This window comes from Peptoniphilus phoceensis (genome assembly GCF_001517665.2).
In the GTDB taxonomy this organism is placed as follows: domain Bacteria; phylum Bacillota; class Clostridia; order Tissierellales; family Peptoniphilaceae; genus Peptoniphilus_A; species Peptoniphilus_A timonensis.
The window spans coordinates 773,889-790,649 of record NZ_LN999809.1 but is presented as its reverse complement, the minus strand read 5'-3'; the positions used below and the strand labels follow the sequence as shown (position 1 = coordinate 790,649).

19 protein-coding genes, 1 tRNA gene and 1 other annotated feature are annotated in these 16,761 nt (G+C 32.2%); of the genes, 16 read left to right on the top strand and 4 right to left on the bottom strand.

The features are described 5' to 3' along the window. Positions 1-15: 15 nt before the first annotated feature. Positions 16-1,032, top strand: coding sequence for a zinc-ribbon domain-containing protein (locus BN3657_RS08075; protein ID WP_062552489.1), 1,017 nt, complete (start codon positions 16-18; stop codon positions 1,030-1,032). Positions 1,033-1,162: 130 nt separating this feature from the next. Here BN3657_RS08075 and BN3657_RS08070 read toward each other — a convergent pair. Further along, positions 1,163-1,236: transfer RNA gene (locus tag BN3657_RS08070), tRNA-Cys, on the bottom strand. A gap of 160 nt (positions 1,237-1,396) precedes the next feature. Between BN3657_RS08070 and BN3657_RS08065 the strand changes: the two genes are divergently transcribed. Genes BN3657_RS08065 through BN3657_RS08055 form a run of 3 tightly spaced genes read left to right on the top strand, consistent with a single transcriptional unit; the run spans position 1,397 to position 3,697 of the window. After that, positions 1,397-1,873 (top strand): dihydrofolate reductase, encoded by a 477-nt coding sequence (locus tag BN3657_RS08065; protein ID WP_019138824.1) that lies wholly within the window; start codon positions 1,397-1,399, stop codon positions 1,871-1,873. Further along, on the top strand, positions 1,870-2,553 hold the full coding sequence (locus tag BN3657_RS08060; protein ID WP_062552488.1) for a response regulator transcription factor: 684 nt from the start codon (positions 1,870-1,872) through the stop codon (positions 2,551-2,553). The genes BN3657_RS08065 and BN3657_RS08060 overlap by 4 nt, the downstream gene beginning before the upstream one ends. Next, on the top strand, positions 2,540-3,697 hold the full coding sequence (locus BN3657_RS08055) for a sensor histidine kinase (protein WP_062552487.1): 1,158 nt from the start codon (positions 2,540-2,542) through the stop codon (positions 3,695-3,697). Before BN3657_RS08060 ends, BN3657_RS08055 begins: the two co-directional genes overlap by 14 nt. A gap of 15 nt (positions 3,698-3,712) precedes the next feature. Here the strand turns inward: BN3657_RS08055 and lepB are convergent, their stop codons facing one another. After that, a complete protein-coding gene (gene lepB / locus BN3657_RS08050; protein ID WP_062552486.1) occupies positions 3,713-4,234 on the bottom strand; it encodes a signal peptidase I in 522 nt (173 codons plus the stop codon). Positions 4,235-4,333: 99 nt separating this feature from the next. Here lepB and BN3657_RS08045 point away from each other — a divergent pair, with 99 nt between their 5' ends. From BN3657_RS08045 to BN3657_RS08005, 9 genes are all read left to right on the top strand, one after another. Continuing rightward, a complete protein-coding gene (locus tag BN3657_RS08045) occupies positions 4,334-5,890 on the top strand; it encodes an NAD(P)/FAD-dependent oxidoreductase (protein ID WP_062552485.1) in 1,557 nt (518 codons plus the stop codon). Further along, positions 5,884-6,348, top strand: a complete 465-nt coding sequence (locus tag BN3657_RS08040; protein ID WP_062552484.1) for a tRNA (cytidine(34)-2'-O)-methyltransferase — start codon at positions 5,884-5,886, stop codon at positions 6,346-6,348. Before BN3657_RS08045 ends, BN3657_RS08040 begins: the two co-directional genes overlap by 7 nt. A gap of 45 nt (positions 6,349-6,393) precedes the next feature. Next, complete coding sequence (locus BN3657_RS08035; protein WP_062552483.1) at positions 6,394-8,700, top strand: ATP-dependent DNA helicase; 2,307 nt, start codon at positions 6,394-6,396, stop codon at positions 8,698-8,700. A gap of 110 nt (positions 8,701-8,810) precedes the next feature. After that, a complete protein-coding gene (rpmG, locus tag BN3657_RS08030) occupies positions 8,811-8,960 on the top strand; it encodes a 50S ribosomal protein L33 (protein WP_010242627.1) in 150 nt (49 codons plus the stop codon). Between the two features lie 9 nt (positions 8,961-8,969). Then, positions 8,970-9,185 carry a preprotein translocase subunit SecE gene (gene secE / locus BN3657_RS08025; RefSeq protein WP_019138819.1) on the top strand — a complete coding sequence of 72 codons (216 nt, stop codon included), beginning with the start codon at positions 8,970-8,972 and terminating at the stop codon, positions 9,183-9,185. Between the two features lie 14 nt (positions 9,186-9,199). Beyond that, positions 9,200-9,742 carry a transcription termination/antitermination protein NusG gene (gene nusG, locus BN3657_RS08020; protein WP_019138818.1) on the top strand — a complete coding sequence of 181 codons (543 nt, stop codon included), beginning with the start codon at positions 9,200-9,202 and terminating at the stop codon, positions 9,740-9,742. A 47-nt stretch (positions 9,743-9,789) separates the two neighbouring features. Beyond that, positions 9,790-10,215: a 50S ribosomal protein L11 gene (rplK, locus tag BN3657_RS08015; protein ID WP_019138817.1), complete on the top strand. Its 426-nt coding sequence runs from the start codon at positions 9,790-9,792 to the stop codon at positions 10,213-10,215. A gap of 39 nt (positions 10,216-10,254) precedes the next feature. Continuing rightward, positions 10,255-10,956, top strand: coding sequence for a 50S ribosomal protein L1 (gene rplA / locus BN3657_RS08010; RefSeq protein ID WP_062552482.1), 702 nt, complete (start codon positions 10,255-10,257; stop codon positions 10,954-10,956). A gap of 453 nt (positions 10,957-11,409) precedes the next feature. After that, a complete protein-coding gene (locus BN3657_RS08005) occupies positions 11,410-12,051 on the top strand; it encodes a YitT family protein (RefSeq protein ID WP_062552481.1) in 642 nt (213 codons plus the stop codon). Positions 12,052-12,476: 425 nt separating this feature from the next. Here the strand turns inward: BN3657_RS08005 and thiT are convergent, their stop codons facing one another. Continuing rightward, the gene (gene thiT, locus BN3657_RS08000) at positions 12,477-13,028 is read right to left on the bottom strand and encodes an energy-coupled thiamine transporter ThiT (protein WP_062552480.1); all 552 of its coding nucleotides are present in this window, start codon (positions 13,026-13,028) and stop codon (positions 12,477-12,479) included. Positions 13,029-13,273: 245 nt separating this feature from the next. Next, positions 13,274-13,395: a sequence feature (ribosomal protein L10 leader region), on the top strand. Between the two features lie 8 nt (positions 13,396-13,403). Between thiT and rplJ the strand changes: the two genes are divergently transcribed. The 3 genes from rplJ to tnpA all read left to right on the top strand — a co-directional run bounded on the left by rplJ (position 13,404) and on the right by tnpA (position 15,005). Further along, a complete protein-coding gene (gene rplJ, locus BN3657_RS07995) occupies positions 13,404-13,940 on the top strand; it encodes a 50S ribosomal protein L10 (protein WP_062552479.1) in 537 nt (178 codons plus the stop codon). A gap of 45 nt (positions 13,941-13,985) precedes the next feature. Beyond that, on the top strand, positions 13,986-14,369 hold the full coding sequence (gene rplL, locus BN3657_RS07990) for a 50S ribosomal protein L7/L12 (protein WP_062552478.1): 384 nt from the start codon (positions 13,986-13,988) through the stop codon (positions 14,367-14,369). Between the two features lie 180 nt (positions 14,370-14,549). Beyond that, complete coding sequence (gene tnpA, locus BN3657_RS07985; RefSeq protein WP_062551533.1) at positions 14,550-15,005, top strand: IS200/IS605 family transposase; 456 nt, start codon at positions 14,550-14,552, stop codon at positions 15,003-15,005. 266 nt (positions 15,006-15,271) lie between these two features. Here tnpA and BN3657_RS07980 read toward each other — a convergent pair whose 3' ends face one another. Further along, positions 15,272-16,642, bottom strand: coding sequence for a Na+/H+ antiporter NhaC family protein (locus tag BN3657_RS07980; RefSeq protein ID WP_062552477.1), 1,371 nt, complete (start codon positions 16,640-16,642; stop codon positions 15,272-15,274). Positions 16,643-16,761 lie beyond the last annotated feature (119 nt).

Below are 16,761 nucleotides of genomic sequence, written 5' to 3'. Positions count from 1 at the left end.
TTAGGAGGTTTTTAAATGAGATGTAAAAATTGTGGACAAGAAAACTCTGACGAATCTCTATTTTGTATGAAATGTGGTCACGATTTGAGAGAAGATGATGATTTTTCTAAAACTAAAAAAATTCATAATGATCACGATTATTATAGGGAAGATGATGAAAATATTGTTAAAAACAATTCCTTTAAAGATGATTCTATGGGCTTGAAACAAAAGGGACTTGTCTTCGGTCTAGTAATTGTTGGCTTAATAGCTTTTTCTTTAATATTTAATTTTGGATTTAGTAAGTACAAGTATAGCAAGTTGGAAAATTCTGCAAAAGCAAATTTAGAAGCCAAAAATTATAAAGAAGCTAGGGAAAAATACAGCCAACTTTATGAAAAATCTTCTGATAAAAAGTACTTAGATGAAATTAATAAAATTGATAGTGCCATCCAAAATAAAGAGCTTTTAAATAAGGCAAATCAAAATTATGAAGCAAAGGATTTTGAAAGTTCCCTTGCAAAGTTAAAAGAAATTAAAATTGATGAAGATGATGATGAATTAAGTGAAAAGGTAAATTCTTTAATTCAAAAAAATTATGCTGGAATTAAATCTGAAATTTCGCAACTTAAATCTAGCAAAAATTATGAAGGAGCAATTAACAGATTGAATTCTTATATTTCTGTTGATCCTGACAATTCAGAATTTAAGAAAATGATTGAAGATATAAATTTAGAGAAGACAAATAGCGATAAAAAAGCAGCAGAAGAAAGTGAAGCAACAAAGCAAAAAGCAAGAGCAGATGAATTGGAAGCACAAATTGCAAGATTAAGGAATTCTGAAGCATCTAATTTAATTGGAACTTACCAATATGTAACTTCAAGTAAGGCAAATGTAAGAAGTGGACCAGGATTTGCTTATGGAGTTTCTTTTGTCTTATACAAGGGCGATGCAGTTTATGTATATGACACAAGAAGAGCAAATGGAAGAACCTGGTGTAATGTTGGAAATGGTTGGATAAGTTATAGAACTTTAAATGGTGAAGCAAATTGAAAATTTTGAGGCAGTCCCAGGACTGCTTTTTTTATGAAATAAATCTTAATAGGATTTTATTTTAAGTTTAAAAATTTTCGTATAAAGGCAAAAAAAATCTACTGAAAAACTCAGTAGATTTCTATAAGTATGGAGGCGACAACCGGATTTGAACCGGTGATAAGGGTGTTGCAGACCCGTGCCTTACCACTTGGCTATGTCGCCATAACAACATTAGTATAGCAGACTATAAAAAAAATTACAAGTAAAAATATATAATTTTATGAAAATAGTGAAGTTGCTTTTGAAAAAATCCTTTGAATAGTTGAGTTTCTAGGATATTATAAGTGTAGAAGGATTTTTCTTAAAATTTGAAGGAGGAAAAATGAAATTACTTATTTTAGTTGATAATAAAAATGCCATTGCAAAGGATGGAGAACAAATATTATTTGTGGATAATGATCTTCACATGTTTAGAGATTATACAACAAATAATATTATTGTAATGGGTAGACACACTTTTGATAGCATCGGGAAGCAACTTCCAAATAGGATTTCTGTGGTATTTACACGTTCTGATAGAAAGGACAAAAAGGATCTATTCTATGTTGATTCTATAGAAAAGTTAGAAAATATTATGAAAAAATATCCAGAAAAAGATGTTTTTGTAATTGGTGGAGCTGAAATTGTAAAACTTTTATGGGACAGAATAGATGAACTTATTGTGACAAGAGTTGACACTGTAGTTGAGGGAGCAGACACCTTCATTCCGGAATTTGATGATTTTAAGTTAGTTGATAAAACTGAAATATCTGACCCAAATTATAAAGTTTATCATGAAAAGTGGATTAGAGAAAAATGAAAATTTTAGTTGTAGAAGATGAAGAAAAACTTCTTCAGTCGATAAAGGAAGGTCTTGTTCATTCAGGTTATTTAGTTGACATATCATCAGATGGTGACGAGGCTTCTTTTATGGCATTTAGTAATGATTATGATTTAATTATTCTAGATATAAATCTTCCAGGGAAAAATGGTTTTGAAATTTTAAAGGAAATAAGAAAGAGAGATAGTGAAGTTAATATTATAATGCTAACTGCCCTTTCAGATATTGACGACAGAGTTCGTGGACTTGATCTTGGAGCTAATGATTATATTGTAAAGCCCTTTCACTTTGATGAACTCAAGGCGAGAATCAGATCGCTTCTCAGGAGAAAAACTTCTATAAGAGATTCTATAATTAGGTCAAATGGAGTAGAGTTTGACACAGTGAAAAGATCTTTTTACATTGATAAAGAGCCTTTAAAATTGACAGCAAAAGAAGCTGGAATTTTGGAATATTTATTTTTTAACTTGGGAAGATATGTAACTGCAGAAGAGTTGATGGAACATGTCTGGAACGATGAAGTTGACTTGTTTTCCAATGTGGTGAGAGTTCATATGTCTGCCCTTAGAAAAAAGTTAAAGAATAAGCTGGGAAATAACATAATAAGAAATGAAATTGGGAAAGGCTACATTATTGATGACTTGGATGAAAAAAATTAAAAATTTGAGAAAGACACTTGTCTTTAAACTTATTTTTTCCATTATTTTAATTTTTATAATAATGACTGCCACATCAAATTATATTATTGGAAAGTACCAAGAGAAAAGAATTCTTGATATTGGCGAGCAAATTATTGTTGAAGAAAATAAAAAAACTGCAAAAGAAGATTATTTTATTGTCCTTGAAGATGCAAAATTAAAATCCACAAGAGAAATAAAAAATTTTTCCTTAATAGTTATTGGCATGACAATTTGTCTGGGATCTCTTTTTTATTATTTTCTACTTACAAAACTCCTTGGACCTCTTTCTGATTTGAAAAATAGGGTTCTTGAAGTGGATATAGATAACATCAAGGCAAAAGAGTCAATTTATATGGAAGGAGAATCTCAGGAGATTGAGGACTTGTCACTTGCTTTTGAGAAATCTCTTGATAAGATCTATTCTAGTTATGAAAGGGAAAAATCTCTTTCCTCATCTATAGCTCATGAGCTAAATACACCAGTTGCCGTTATGAAATCATCTCTTGAAATTTATCTTATGAAAAACAAGGTGGATGATCTTGAGCTTCATGAACTTTTGGAAAATTTTGATGAGAATATAGATAGGATTTCAAAAATTATTGAATCTCTTTTATTTTTAAATAGAAGAGAAAATGCAGTTTTGAGAAAGTTTGACATAAAAGATTTAGTGGATGAAATTGTTTTTGACCTAGAAGATATGGCAGAAGAAAAAAATGTAGAAATTATTTCGAGAGTAGACAATAATATTATCTATTCCAGCGACATCTTGCTTGAAAGAGTTCTTTATAATCTTGGCAAAAATGGAATAATTTACAATAAAGATGGTGGAAGTCTTGTTTTTGATTTTTATGAAGATGATAAAAATTATTTCATTAAGATTAGTGACACTGGCATTGGAATAAGTGATGAAGATAAGGAAAAAATCTTTGATTTATTTTATAGAGTTGATGGATCTAGGAGCAGAAAGACTGGTGGCTATGGCATTGGTCTAAATCTAGTGAAAAATATTATGGAAAAATTAAAGGGTGAAATAAGAGTAAGGGATAATATTTCTGAAGATAAGGAAAAAATTGGAAGTGTAATTGAAATTATTTTGCCAAAGATAAAAGAAGAGACCCTGTGAGGTCTCTATTTTTGTTTAGTCTATTTGATTTATAAATTTTTTGGAATTTAAAGGAAAAATTCTATAAAAGGGATGGGACCTTATGCTTTTAAACTTAATAGGACCAAAATATCTTGAGTCTACAGACCCTCCAGGATTTCTGTTGTCGCCAAGTACAAACACTTCATCATCTTTTATTTCGAAAGATGAAGTAGGAGATAAGGTGTAGGGTTTTTCTGCAAAATATTTTTCTTCTAAAACTTCTCTGTTTATATAAATAGAACCATCATAAATTTCAACTTTTTCACCAGGAAGTCCAACAATTCTTTTTATATACATCTTATTTTCAGAGGGAGCTTTAAAGACAACAATATCTCCCCTTTTAAAATCCTTTTTAAATCTATAAAGGGAGCTAGATAAAATTATGTCATTGGGTTTTACTGTGGGATACATTGAAGTTTGCTGAACTCTAACTATATTAAAAAGAAAAGTTCTTATTATAAGGGCAAGTAGGATTGCAATAATTATTACTTTTATGTAAGATAAATCTTTTTTCACTATTTTCCTCCTTTTTTCATAAATTTTTATTTTATTATAGCATTCTCCACAAATTTATGTAAGATGAGCTTTTCGTGTTATAATGTTTTTGGTGAAAAAATGATAATTTTAAGAAATATAAAAGTTCCCTATGATAAAGATCAAAGCTTTTTGAGGGAAAAAATTGAAAAAGAAATTAATAAAAAAGATTTTTCTTATAAGATTTATAAAAAATCTCTTGATGCCAGAAAGGATTTGAGTTTTGTCTATCAAGTCTTAATTGATTTAGAATTAAAGGATATTGACAAAAAGACTCAAAAGAGATTAAAAAATAATATTGCCGAATTTCATGAAGAAAAACTAAATGCTAAAAATAAAAACAATATAAAAACTGCAGTTATAGTTGGAACTGGACCTGCAGGACTTTTTGCCGCCTATTTACTTTCAAAAAATGGCGTAAAAGTTACCCTGATTGAAAGGGGAAAGCCCGTAGATGAGAGAGTAAAAGATATTGATATGCTTCACGAAAAAGGGATTTTAAATGAAGAATCCAATGTCCAGTTTGGCGAAGGAGGAGCAGGGACTTTTTCTGATGGAAAATTAACTTCTCGCTCAAAGGACAAGAGAGTTTCTCAAATTTTTGATATTTTTGTGGAAAATGGTGCGCCAGAAGAAATTCTTTATGAGCAAAAGCCACACATTGGGACAGACATCTTGCGTGGCGTCATAAAAAATATGAGGCGTGAAATTGAAAATTACGGTGGGAAATATAAGTTTCAGGAAAAATTCTTAGATTTTGAAATTGATAATGGTAAAATCAAAAAAATTATCACAAATAAAGAAAGTTACACTGCTGATGCCTATATTTTTGCAATAGGAAATTCTGCAAGAGATACTTTTGTGACTCTTGATAAGTATTCTCTAATTGAAGACAAACCCTTTGCCCTTGGATTTAGGATTGAACATCTGAGAAAAAATATTGAACTTGCCCAATATGGATTACTTTCAGAAAAACTGCCAGCAGCCAGCTACCAATTAAATGTTACAGATAAGGATGAAGAACATTCAGTTTATACTTTTTGTATGTGTCCAGGTGGCTATGTTGTAAATTCATCTTCTATAAATAATCAGCTTTGTGTAAATGGCATGTCTTACCATGATAGAGATGGAAAAAATTCTAATTCTGCTGTTGTTGCAAGTGTTGATGAGAAAATTTATGGAAAGGGAAATTTGGCAGGCATGGATTTTCAAAATAAAATTGAGAAAAAAGCTTATGAAATGGGTTCTGGCAAGGCACCAGTTCAAAGAGTAAAGGACTATTTAGAGGGAAAAGTCACAGAAGAATTAGGTGAAGTTGTGCCGACTTTTAAACCGGGCTATGTTTTTGCTGATTTAAACGAAATATATCCTGATTCAATTAATCATGCCATAAAAAATGCTTTAAAGATTATGGACAAGAGAGTCCACGGTTTTGCAGCTGATGATGCAATTTTAACTGGTGTGGAAACAAGGACGTCTTCTCCGATTCGAATTGTGAGAGAAAATTATAGAAGTAAAAAATTAAAAAACCTGTATCCCATTGGAGAAGGAGCAGGCTACTCTGGTGGAATAGTTTCATCTGCCCTTGATGGAATTAAGTGTGCCATAGAGATTTTGGAAGGAGATAAAAAATGTTAAATATAGTATTTTATGAACCGGAAATTCCCTTTAACACAGGTGCTATTGCAAGAACTTGTGGACTTACAAAGACAAGACTTCATCTTATAAAGCCTCTTGGATTTGAAGTTGATGACAAACATCTAAAAAGAGCGGGATTAGATTATTGGCATCTTGTGGACATAAATTATTATGATTCCTATGATGAACTTTTAGAAAAATATCCAGATGGAAATTTTTATCTTGCCAGCACTAAGGCAAAGAAAAAATACACAGATGTTAATTTTAAGGATGAAGATTTTATAGTTTTTGGTCCAGAAACTCGTGGTTTACCAGAAGATTTGATTTTTTCAAATTACGATATGGCAATAAGGATTCCCATGTTAAAGGATTATGGCAGAAGTTTAAATTTGTCAAATTCTGCAAATATAATTTTATTTGAAGCTTTAAGACAACTTGATTTTTTAGACTTGGAATAAATTTTATTAGCTTAGTTAAAAAAGTCAAAGTAGAAAGGATTTATTGTGAAAGAAGTAAAGATCTCCGTAAGAAATTTAATAGAATTTGTCAAAAGATCTGGCGACATAGACAGGAGATTTTTTTCCAATAAAAGGGCAGTAGAGGGAATAAAGGCTCATCAAAAGGTGCAAAGAGAATACTCAAAGGATTTTTTAACAGAAGTTTTTTTGAGAACTCATGAAGAAATTGAAGGCATAAATTTCACTGTGGAAGGTCGAGCTGACGGAATCCAAGTGAGTGATGAAGTTACTGTTGATGAAATTAAGTCAACTACAAGAGAACTCGAGGACTTGAAAAAGGAAGAAAATATAATGCACTGGGCACAGGCAAAGTGCTACGCATATATTTATGCAAAAGATCATGAACTTGATGAAATAAATGTAATGCTAACATATTTTCAACTTGAAACAGAAGAAACCCTAAATATTAAAAAGACTTTTAATTTTGGTGAACTTAGAGATTTTTTCATGGGAACTCTCGTGGAATATCTTGAGTTTTCCAAGAGAATTGTGGAGTGGAAGGACACAAGAGATGAGTCTATAAAAAAATTAAAATTCCCCTTTAAGTCTTTTAGGAAGGGACAAAGAGAACTTTCGGTTGCTGTCTATAACACAATTGACAATGAAAACAAATTATTTGTGGAAGCACCAACAGGTATTGGAAAATCAATCTCTACAATTTTTCCAGCAATAAAGGCAATGGGAGAAGACAAAATCGACAAAGCCTTTTATCTTGTGGCAAGGTCAACGGGGAAAAATGCCGCAAAAGATGCACTGGAAAAATTGTTAAATAAAAAATTGAGATTAAAAGTTACAATTGTCACAGCAAAAGACAAAATTTGTTTAAATGACAAGCTAGCCTGCAATCCCAAAGATTGTCCCTATGCCAAGGGGCACTTTGATAGAGTCAATGATGCAATAATAGATATTTTTGATGCCTGTGACAATTTCACAAGAGAAAATATAGAAAAATTTGCAAGACTACACATGGTTTGCCCCTTTGAATATCAACTTGACCTCTTAGATTTTTCTGATTTTATAGTATGCGATTACAATTATATATTTGATCCAACAGTTTATCTAAAGAGATTTTTCGAAAACTCTATGTTAAGATTTAGTCTTTTAGTGGATGAGAGCCACAATCTTTTGGAAAGAGGCAGAGAAATGTACTCTGCAGAAGTTTCTATTGAAGAACTTGAAAAATTAAGAGGACTAATCCCCAAAAAGAGGAAAGCTGCGAGAAGACACTTGGCAAATGCCATAGATGAGTTTTACAAACTTGACAAGAGAAAAATTTTTTATTCCTACGATTCTTTTCTTGCATTTAATGGAGAAATTGAAAAAGCTGTTTTTTCTATGAACGACTTTTTAACTAAGGATAAGGAAGAAGAGTCCTATGAAGATGCCCTTGATATTTATTTTTCTCTCTTTAATTACATAAAAATTTTGGAATACTACAACAAGGATTTTGTTTCCATAAAAGAAGAAAATCTAATAAAAATAAAATCCCTTGACATTGCACCAATTTTTAAAAATATTTTAAGAACGCCTAGGTCTTCTGTTTTCTTTTCTGCAACCTTAAATCCCATAAAATATTATGGAAAACTTTTGGGAGCAGATGAAGAAACTTCTTACTATAAAATAGATTCTCCCTTTGATCCAGAAAATCTTTTAGTTTTGAGAAATAATAAAATTTCCACAGTATATAGAGATAGAGAAGATTCCATCGAAGAAATAATAGAAAATTTAAAGGATTTTTCAGATGATGATGGAAATTACATTTTTTTCTTCCCCTCATATTCTTATATGGAAGCAGTTTACGAAAAATATGTAGAAATTGATAGAGATGTAATTAAACAAGAAAGAGAAATGACCGAATTTGAAAGAGAAGAATTTTTAAATAATTTTACTTTCTCATCTTCTACAAGAGCCTTTGCTGTTATGGGTGGGGTTTTCTCTGAAGGAATAGATTTAATTGGTGAGAGATTAAGAGGTGTTGCTATAATAAGCGTTGGTTTACCTGGACTTTCTTACGAGAGAAACATTTTAAAATCACATTTTCAAAAGAAATATTCCATGGGTTATGAGTACGCTTACATTTATCCCGGCATGATAAAGGTAATTCAGTCAGCTGGAAGAGTTATAAGAACAGAAGATGACAGGGGCAAAATTTTATTAATAGACAAGAGATTTTCAAGACAAGATTATAATTATTTGTTGCCAAATCATTGGAGGATTTTTGACTTTTGCGACTTAAAGGAAATGGAAAAAATTATAGATAATTTCGAAGAGGGTCAAAAGCTTAAAAATTAGAGAAAATTTATAATAAATAACTTTACAAAGTTTGACATTTGTGATAGTATTACTTAGTAAATTAGAAGGAGCCAAAGGCGGCTCTTTTTTTTAGCACTGGAGGTGTTTTTATGGCAGATAGAGTAGTACTTGAGTGCACACAATGTAAAAACAGAAATTATGTGACATATAAGAACAAGAAAAATACTACTGAAAGATTGGAACTAAAGAAGTATTGTAAATTCTGTAAAGAACATACAACTCACAAAGAAACTAAGTAAGGAGGATTTATGGCTACTAAAGCTACAGCTAAGACTGAAGAAAAAAAAGGCGGTCTAGGTAGATATTTTAGAGGTGTGAAATCTGAATTCAAGAAAGTTGTATGGCCTTCTAAGGATACTGTAATCAAATATTCTATAATAGTAATTGTAGCAGTTATACTGTCATCACTATTACTATTAGCATATGATAAAATTATAATGTTTTTATTTGGTTTTATTTATTGATTGGAGTGTTATAGTTGGATACACAAGAGCTTAACAACAATGAAGCTTCAAAATGGTATGTAATACACACTTATTCAGGTTATGAAAAAAAGGTAAAGGCAAATATGGAAGCCATGGTTCACAATCGAAATATGGAAGATGTCATCTTTGATATTAGGATTCCTATGGAAGACTATGTTGAAACAAAAGACGGTGTTTCCAAAGCTAAGGAAAGAAAGATGTTTCCATCTTATGTCCTTGTAAATATGATTATGAACGACGAAACATGGTATCTTGTTAGAAATACAAGAGGAGTAACAGGTTTTGTTGGTCCAGCATCTAAGCCTGTGCCACTAACTGATGAAGAAGTGTTACTACTTGGAGTTACTGATAACAAAGAGTTATTTGATAATTACGAGATAGGGGAGTTAGTCAAAGTTATAAATGGACCTTTCAAAGATTTGGTAGGCAAAATTGACGACTTCAATTACGACAAAGCAAAAGTTAAAGTTTGTATCTCAATGTTTGGAAGAGATACGATTGTTGAATTAGATTTCAATCAAATTATTAAAGAGTAAGATATGTGTGGGAGGGTAAACCCGCATTACCACAAGGAGGAAATAAAATGGCAAAAAAAGTCATAGCATTAGTAAAATTACAAATTCCTGCTGGGAAAGCTACACCAGCTCCACCAGTTGGTACAGCACTAGGACCTCATGGTGTAAACATCATGCAGTTCACAAAGGAATTTAACGCAAAGACTCAAGATCAAGCAGGTATGATTATTCCTGTTGTTCTTACAGTTTATCAAGATCGTTCTTTCACTTTTATCACTAAGACTCCACCAGCTGCAGTTCTTATTAAGAAAGCTCTTAATATGTCTAAAGCAAGTGGTGAACCTAACAAGAAAAAAGTTGGAAAATTGACAAAGGCTCAAGTTGAAGAAATAGCTAAAACTAAAATGCCAGATCTTAACGCAGCAAGCATTGAAGCTGCTATGGAAATGGTCGCTGGTACAGCTAGAAGTATGGGTATAGAAGTAGAAAGATAAGTGGGAGGCTAAGCCGTAGGTACCACGAAGGAGGTAAATATGCCAAAAAGAGGTAAAAAATATCAAGATAGCGCTAAGCTAGTAGATAGATCAAATTTATATGACGTTAACGAAGCTCTTGACTTAGTTACAAAAACTGCTAAGGCAAACTTTGATGAAACAGTGGAACTTGCAGTAAGACTTGGTGTTGATCCAAGACATGCTGACCAACAAGTTAGAGGTACTGTAGTACTTCCTAACGGAACAGGTAAAGAAGTTAAAGTACTTGTTCTTGCTAAGGGAGAAAAAATTAAAGAAGCTGAAGCAGCAGGAGCTGACTACGCAGGTGGGGAAGAATACGTAGAAAAAATCCAAAATGAAAACTGGTTTGATTTCGACGTAATTATTGCAACTCCAGACATGATGGGTGTAGTTGGTAAAATCGGTAGAGTTCTTGGACCAAAGGGACTTATGCCAAACCCTAAATCAGGTACAGTTACATTTGATGTAGAACAAGCTGTTAAAGAAGTTAAAGCTGGTAAGGTTGAATATAGAGTTGACAAAGCTGCTATAATCAATGTTCCAATAGGAAAAGTTTCCTTTGGAGTAGATAAACTTGCTGAAAACTTCAAGACTATTTCAGATGCTATTATTAAAGCAAAACCAGCAGCTGCAAAGGGTCGTTATTTAAAATCAGTAACAGTTTCATCAACAATGGGACCTGGAATCAAAGTTAATGGTTCAAAATTAATGGAAAAATAAAAACACCAAATATAAATAAAACCCCTCAACTTCTCATGAAGCGAGGGGTTTTTTTAGGACTTAAGTTTGTAAACTTAGGTTTTTTTATGAGAAATAAAAAGAATGGTAAAAAATTAAGGGATTTTAATTTCAAAAAATACTTGCAATTTGTAGAATAAAAACTTATAATATTGAAGTTGATTTAAGTATTTTACGGTGGTTACCGAAATTTTCAGGTAGTTTTTATCTGATGCTAAAGTTTACGACTAAGAGCCTTTTATATGCCTGATGTGGCAGATAAAAAGCGAAAAAGTAACTATTACGCTCAGAGTTTTTACAAGAAAAAATCAGCAAATAAAAAGCATCAACACCACGAGATTGCAAAAGTACGAAGGTTATCCTTACGACCGACAGCAGTCTTTTTTGTTGGTCGGATACCCTTCTAATATTGCAAAATATTAAGGAGGTGTTAAAATGCTAAATCAAAAGCTGACTTGGTTTAAATTAACAAGAGCAGGATTAATTAGTATTATTTTAGGATCTATGATTGAGGCTTTTACAGTTGTAAACATTCATATCCCATCTCAAATTACAGAAGGTGGAATCCTAGGACTGACCTTATTATCATATAAGACTTTTGGTATAAACCCATCAATCCTAAGTCCAATAATGGATGTTATTTGTATTATTATTGGAATAAATATTTTTGGAAAGGCATTTTTAAGAAAGACCTTATTAGCTTCCATATTATTTGCTGTTTTTTATAAAATATTTTCCCTTATGGGACCAATAATCCCTAATCTTTACAGCTGTCCACTTTTGGCAGCTATAGTTGGAGGTATTGGCATTGGACTAGGTTGTGGACTTGTAGTATCTCAAGGAGGAGCCACAGGTGGAGACGATGCCCTGGCCCTTGTAGTGTCAAATAAGACTAAGATGAATATTTCTTACGCCTACTTACTAATGGATGTAATAGTCTTAGTAATGTCATTAACTTATATTCCATTTACTAGATTAATTTACTCGCTAATTACTACAACAGTATCATCTGTTTTAGTAGGTCAATTTGAGATTAATCTTAGTAACTCGGTAGAAAAAACAAATCTTTCCGTTTAAAAATTTATTTTAAAAGAGTGTTTTCCAAGTTTATATAAAAAAGTGGCTTGACTACTTTTAATAACATAAATAGTGCATGATTGGAAGTAATTTCTATCTTGCACTAATTTTTATTGTAATTAACTAAGATGCCGAAGTTCTTTTGGGTTTAAAATTTATGAAAAATTAAGTCTTAAAAGTTGAAATGTTTGTAAGATTGTGGGTGAGACTATAAAAAAGAAAGAATTTTTCGAATTCGTATTCCTAAACAAATTCTTAAGATTTATTATAGAGGAATAATAAAGTCAAAAGTTGAGAAAAATATTTTAAAGTATTATTAAAAATAAAAACACCAAATATAAATAAAACCCCTCAACTTCTCATGAAGCGAGGGGTTTTTTAAGGACTTAAGTTTATAAACTTAGGTCCTTTTTTAATATAAATTTTTATAGCTTTTGTAGGTCACGAGTTAAGAACTTTCTCAATAGGAATATTACAAAAACTGTAACAGCAAAATCAATAGATAGAAATGATGCGTTGTAAGTTATAGAATAAATCCAAGAGTTCATTCCAGCGGGTGTGTATTGACTAAAGAATACTACACCTGATAGGACGTGACATACAAATCTTCCTAAAATTCCTACAAAAGATCCAAGCAAAATAGTTTTAATAGAATGAGTTTTTTGGAATTCATCTTTAAAAAGACCTGCAAGGCCTAAAAATCCATAAGCTAAAGGATAATCTAAGATAGCTTGAACGGGATGGTAAATACTGCCACCTAGTACAATGGAAAGAACTCCATAAACTGCACCAACAACAAAACCCTTAATAGGTCCATATCTTAGGGCAAAAATAATTAAGGGAATCATCTTGCCTGGAGTGATGGATCCACCATTGGGTAGTTGGTAAAGTTTAATAGTTCTTAGAATTAGTGCAAGAGCTATGCAGACAGCTCCTTCAACTAACATTTTCGTTGTCCAATTTTTTGTTTTTTGCATAAAAAAATACCTCCTTTGCACATACTTAAAGAGGTTTAGACACTTCCCTCCACAAGCATTACCTTGATTGGTTTAAGGGTATAATCTCAGCCGCATGGCACCCCTAGTGCACATTCCATTATATGATATTAAAAAAAGTATGTAAAGGAGAAAGGAACTTATAATATTTATAGTAGAAAAAAAGAAGACAAAAAAAATCTGAAAAAAATAAAAAAAATATTGACAAAGCACAAAAGACTATATATAATACTTATGTTACTAAGCCGCAGACAGTAGGTGGCAATGCCATAAATCCTACCGAGGTTTGAAATTCGGATTTATTTGATTTTCACATCTCACGGCGGCGTGAGATTTTTTTATTTTGGGGGTGACAAATTGAAAGAAGAAAAATTACAATCAAAACAAGCCCTAGTTGATGAAATTAAAGAAAAGATTCAAGGAGCACAATCTATAGTTCTTGTAAACTACAGAGGATTAACAGTTGAAGAAGTAACTGAACTTAGAAAAAAATTCAGAGAAGCAAATGTTGATTACAGAGTATACAAAAACACAATGATGAGACGTGCTTTTGAAGAATTAGAAGTTACTGGTCTTGAAGAATTCTTAAAAGGACCAAGTGCTATTGCTTTCGGAATGGAAGATCCTGCATCAGCAGCAAAAATTTCATCTGAGTTTGCAGAAGAACATGAAGCATTAGAAATCAAAGCAGGATATGTTGATGGAAAAGTATTATCACTTCCAGAAATCGACGCACTTGCTAAATTACCATCTAAGGAAGTACTTGTTGCACAAGTTCTTGGCGGCTTAAATGCTCCAATCCAAGGATTCGCAAATGTACTAAATGGTACTCTATCAGGTTTTGCAAGAGTTATTGCACAAATCGCAGACAAGAAAGAAAACGAAGCAGCATAATGGTATGCTAAAAAATTAGAATTATTAAATTTACGGAGGAATAAAATGTCAGAAAAAGTAGAAAAATTAATTGAAGAAGTTAAAGAACTTACAGTATTAGAACTTTCAGAAGTAGTTAAAGCTCTTGAAGAAGAATTCGGAGTATCAGCAGCAGCTCCAGCAGCAGTAGCAGCAGCTCCAGCAGCAGCAGGTGCAGCTCCAGCAGCAGCTGAAGAAAAAACTGAATTTGATGTAATCCTTGCTGAAGCAGGACAAGAAAAAGTTAAAGTAATCAAAGTTGTAAAAGACATTACTGGACTTGGACTTAAAGATGCAAAAGCAGTTGTAGACGGAGCTCCTAAAGCAGTTAAAGAAGGCGCTTCTAAAGAAGAAGCTGACGAAATCAAAGCTAAACTTGAAGAAGTTGGAGCAACTGTAGAAGTAAAATAATTTAACTAAGTTAAATTTTAAAGAGACTGTCCCTCAGGGGACAGTTTTTTTGTAATTAGAATACCCCTGGTTAGACCAGGGGTTCAATTTAGCTTTAGCGATGAAAAACTAATAAAAAAAGACCTCCATGTTAAAATAAATTGTGGTTTACCAGAACACAAAAATAACAGGAGGTTTTTTATGAATTTAAATCATACACATAGTCTATCACATACAAAATGGAATTGTAAATATCATGTAGTGTTCGCTCCGAAATATAGAAGAAAAGTATTTTACGGAAGCAAAAGATTAGAAATAGGTGCAATATTAAGAGAGCTTTGCAACTGGAAAGGAGTTAACATAATAGAAGCAGAAGTTTGTCCAGATCACGTGCACATGTTGTTAGAAATACCACCAAAATTGAGTATATCTAGTTTTATGGGATTTTTAAAAGGCAAAAGCAGTATTATGATATACGATAAGTGGGGTAGCTTAAAATACAAATACAGAGGAAGGCAATTTTGGTGCCGAGGATACTATGTAGATACAGCAGGAAAAAATACAAAAGCAATAAAAGAGTATATTCATAACCAACTTAAAGAGGATGAATTAAGTGGTCAGATAACAATGGACAACACAGACCCCTTTAGGGGTTAGCTAGTAGTAATTGCAAGTGGTAAACCACAAGCGTCCTTGAGACGCAGCTAGCAAAAAAGGTCCTTTGGACCGCAAAAGCAAAACCACCGGCTACGCCGGTGGATTTTTATTATGCAATTTTTTATGATATTTCATCCTACATTAGGATAATTTTTTGCTTCTGATAGTTATCTGCTATTCTCATGAGAAAGAAAATTATTTTATACATAATTTTTATAATAAATTTTTACACTAAAAAACCTGCCAAAAGGCAGGTTTAAACTTTATTAATTATTTTCTTTTAATTGATCTTTTTCAAAATCCCATTTGCCCTTGGGATCGGCATATCTTATAAAGATTGATCCAATTGCAAAAAGTGCTAAAATTGCTTGGTACCAAAGGAAGGGAATAATTTCCATTGGTGCCACAGACATTTCTCCCAGTTCCTTTGTAAGTCCTGCAGCAATTAATATTTGTGCTCCATAGGGTATTACACCTTGCATAACGCAGGAGAAAGTGTCAAGAAGAGCGGCTGATCTTCTTGGATCGATTTCAAAATCATTTGAAATTTCTTTTGCAACTGGTCCGTCTATTATTATTGCAACAGTATTATTGGCAGTTGCTGCATCAGTTAAGATTGTAAGTAGGGCTATGGATATTTCGGCGGATCTTCTTCCTCTGGCAAAGTTTCTTATTTTTTCTACAAGCCATTCTATTCCACCATTTTTTGAAACCATATATGAAAGTCCACCAGTTAGCATTGACAATAAAAATATTTCAAACATTCCTTCGAAACCTGTGAATATATTTTGGGCAAAGGTCATTAAAGTTAGACCACCACAAGCTATTCCAATTATTCCTGAAAGTATAATTCCGCTTGTCAAAACTAAAAAAACATTCATGCCAGATATTGCTGATATTAAAACAAATAAATAAGGGATAATTAAGATAATATTATATGGCAGTTCATCCATTGTAGGAAGTTCATCGGGTTTCCCGACGATTAATAAAATAATAAAAGTTATTATTGCGGCAGGGAGTGCCATTTTTATGTTTGCTCTAAACTTATCTTTCATTTCAACATTTTGTGTCCTAGTTGCTGCAATAGTTGTATCAGATATTACTGATAAATTATCGCCAAACATTGCTCCTCCTACTAAAGATCCAAGGACTAAGGCAAGTGGAAGATTTCCCTTTTGAGCAAGTCCAACTGCTATAGGACCAACAGCAGATATTGTTCCCACAGATGTTCCAGTTGATATTGATATAAAACAGCCTATTAAAAAGATTCCACCAGTGATAAATTGTAGTGGAATTATTGATAGGGCAAAGTTGACGACAGAGTCAACACCACCTGATGCCTTGGACACTGTGGCAAAAGCACCTGCTAGAACATAGATAAGACACATTATTATTATATTTTCGTCGCCACAACCTCTTACAAAGTCGTTAAATTTATCGTCGACGCTTCCCTTGAACATAATAAAACTAAGTATAATTGCTGGCAAAATACAGACTGGAGCTGGCACTTGATAGAAAGCCATTTTAACTCCCATGGCATTTAGAATTGAGCCTGTTGCCATATAAACCAAGACAAAAACTGCAAAAGGAAGTAGAGCTGCACCATTTGCCTTAGTTTTTTTATTGTTGCTATCCATTTTTCCTCCTAATTAAATTTTATGTAAATTTCACATATAAGATATAAATAAACAAAGATAATTATAATATTAATAAATTCTTTTGTGAAGTCTTTTAGGGTATTTTAAGGGCTTTTTGA

Excerpts from the sequence above, each read along its gene's own strand:
- BN3657_RS08075 (WP_062552489.1), top strand. The coding sequence starts at position 16 with ATGAGATGTAAAAATTGTGGACAAGAAAACTCTGACGAATCTCTATTT.
- BN3657_RS08065 (WP_019138824.1), top strand. The coding sequence starts at position 1,397 with ATGAAATTACTTATTTTAGTTGATAATAAAAATGCCATTGCAAAGGAT.
- BN3657_RS08060 (WP_062552488.1), top strand. The coding sequence starts at position 1,870 with ATGAAAATTTTAGTTGTAGAAGATGAAGAAAAACTTCTTCAGTCGATA.
- BN3657_RS08055 (WP_062552487.1), top strand. The coding sequence starts at position 2,540 with ATGAAAAAAATTAAAAATTTGAGAAAGACACTTGTCTTTAAACTTATT.
- BN3657_RS08045 (WP_062552485.1), top strand. The coding sequence starts at position 4,334 with ATGATAATTTTAAGAAATATAAAAGTTCCCTATGATAAAGATCAAAGC.
- BN3657_RS08040 (WP_062552484.1), top strand. The coding sequence starts at position 5,884 with ATGTTAAATATAGTATTTTATGAACCGGAAATTCCCTTTAACACAGGT.
- rpmG (WP_010242627.1), top strand. The coding sequence starts at position 8,811 with ATGGCAGATAGAGTAGTACTTGAGTGCACACAATGTAAAAACAGAAAT.
- secE (WP_019138819.1), top strand. The coding sequence starts at position 8,970 with ATGGCTACTAAAGCTACAGCTAAGACTGAAGAAAAAAAAGGCGGTCTA.
- rplK (WP_019138817.1), top strand. The coding sequence starts at position 9,790 with ATGGCAAAAAAAGTCATAGCATTAGTAAAATTACAAATTCCTGCTGGG.
- rplA (WP_062552482.1), top strand. The coding sequence starts at position 10,255 with ATGCCAAAAAGAGGTAAAAAATATCAAGATAGCGCTAAGCTAGTAGAT.
- BN3657_RS08005 (WP_062552481.1), top strand. The coding sequence starts at position 11,410 with ATGCTAAATCAAAAGCTGACTTGGTTTAAATTAACAAGAGCAGGATTA.
- thiT (WP_062552480.1), bottom strand. The coding sequence starts at position 13,028 with ATGCAAAAAACAAAAAATTGGACAACGAAAATGTTAGTTGAAGGAGCT.
- rplL (WP_062552478.1), top strand. The coding sequence starts at position 13,986 with ATGTCAGAAAAAGTAGAAAAATTAATTGAAGAAGTTAAAGAACTTACA.
- tnpA (WP_062551533.1), top strand. The coding sequence starts at position 14,550 with ATGAATTTAAATCATACACATAGTCTATCACATACAAAATGGAATTGT.
- BN3657_RS07980 (WP_062552477.1), bottom strand. The coding sequence starts at position 16,642 with ATGGATAGCAACAATAAAAAAACTAAGGCAAATGGTGCAGCTCTACTT.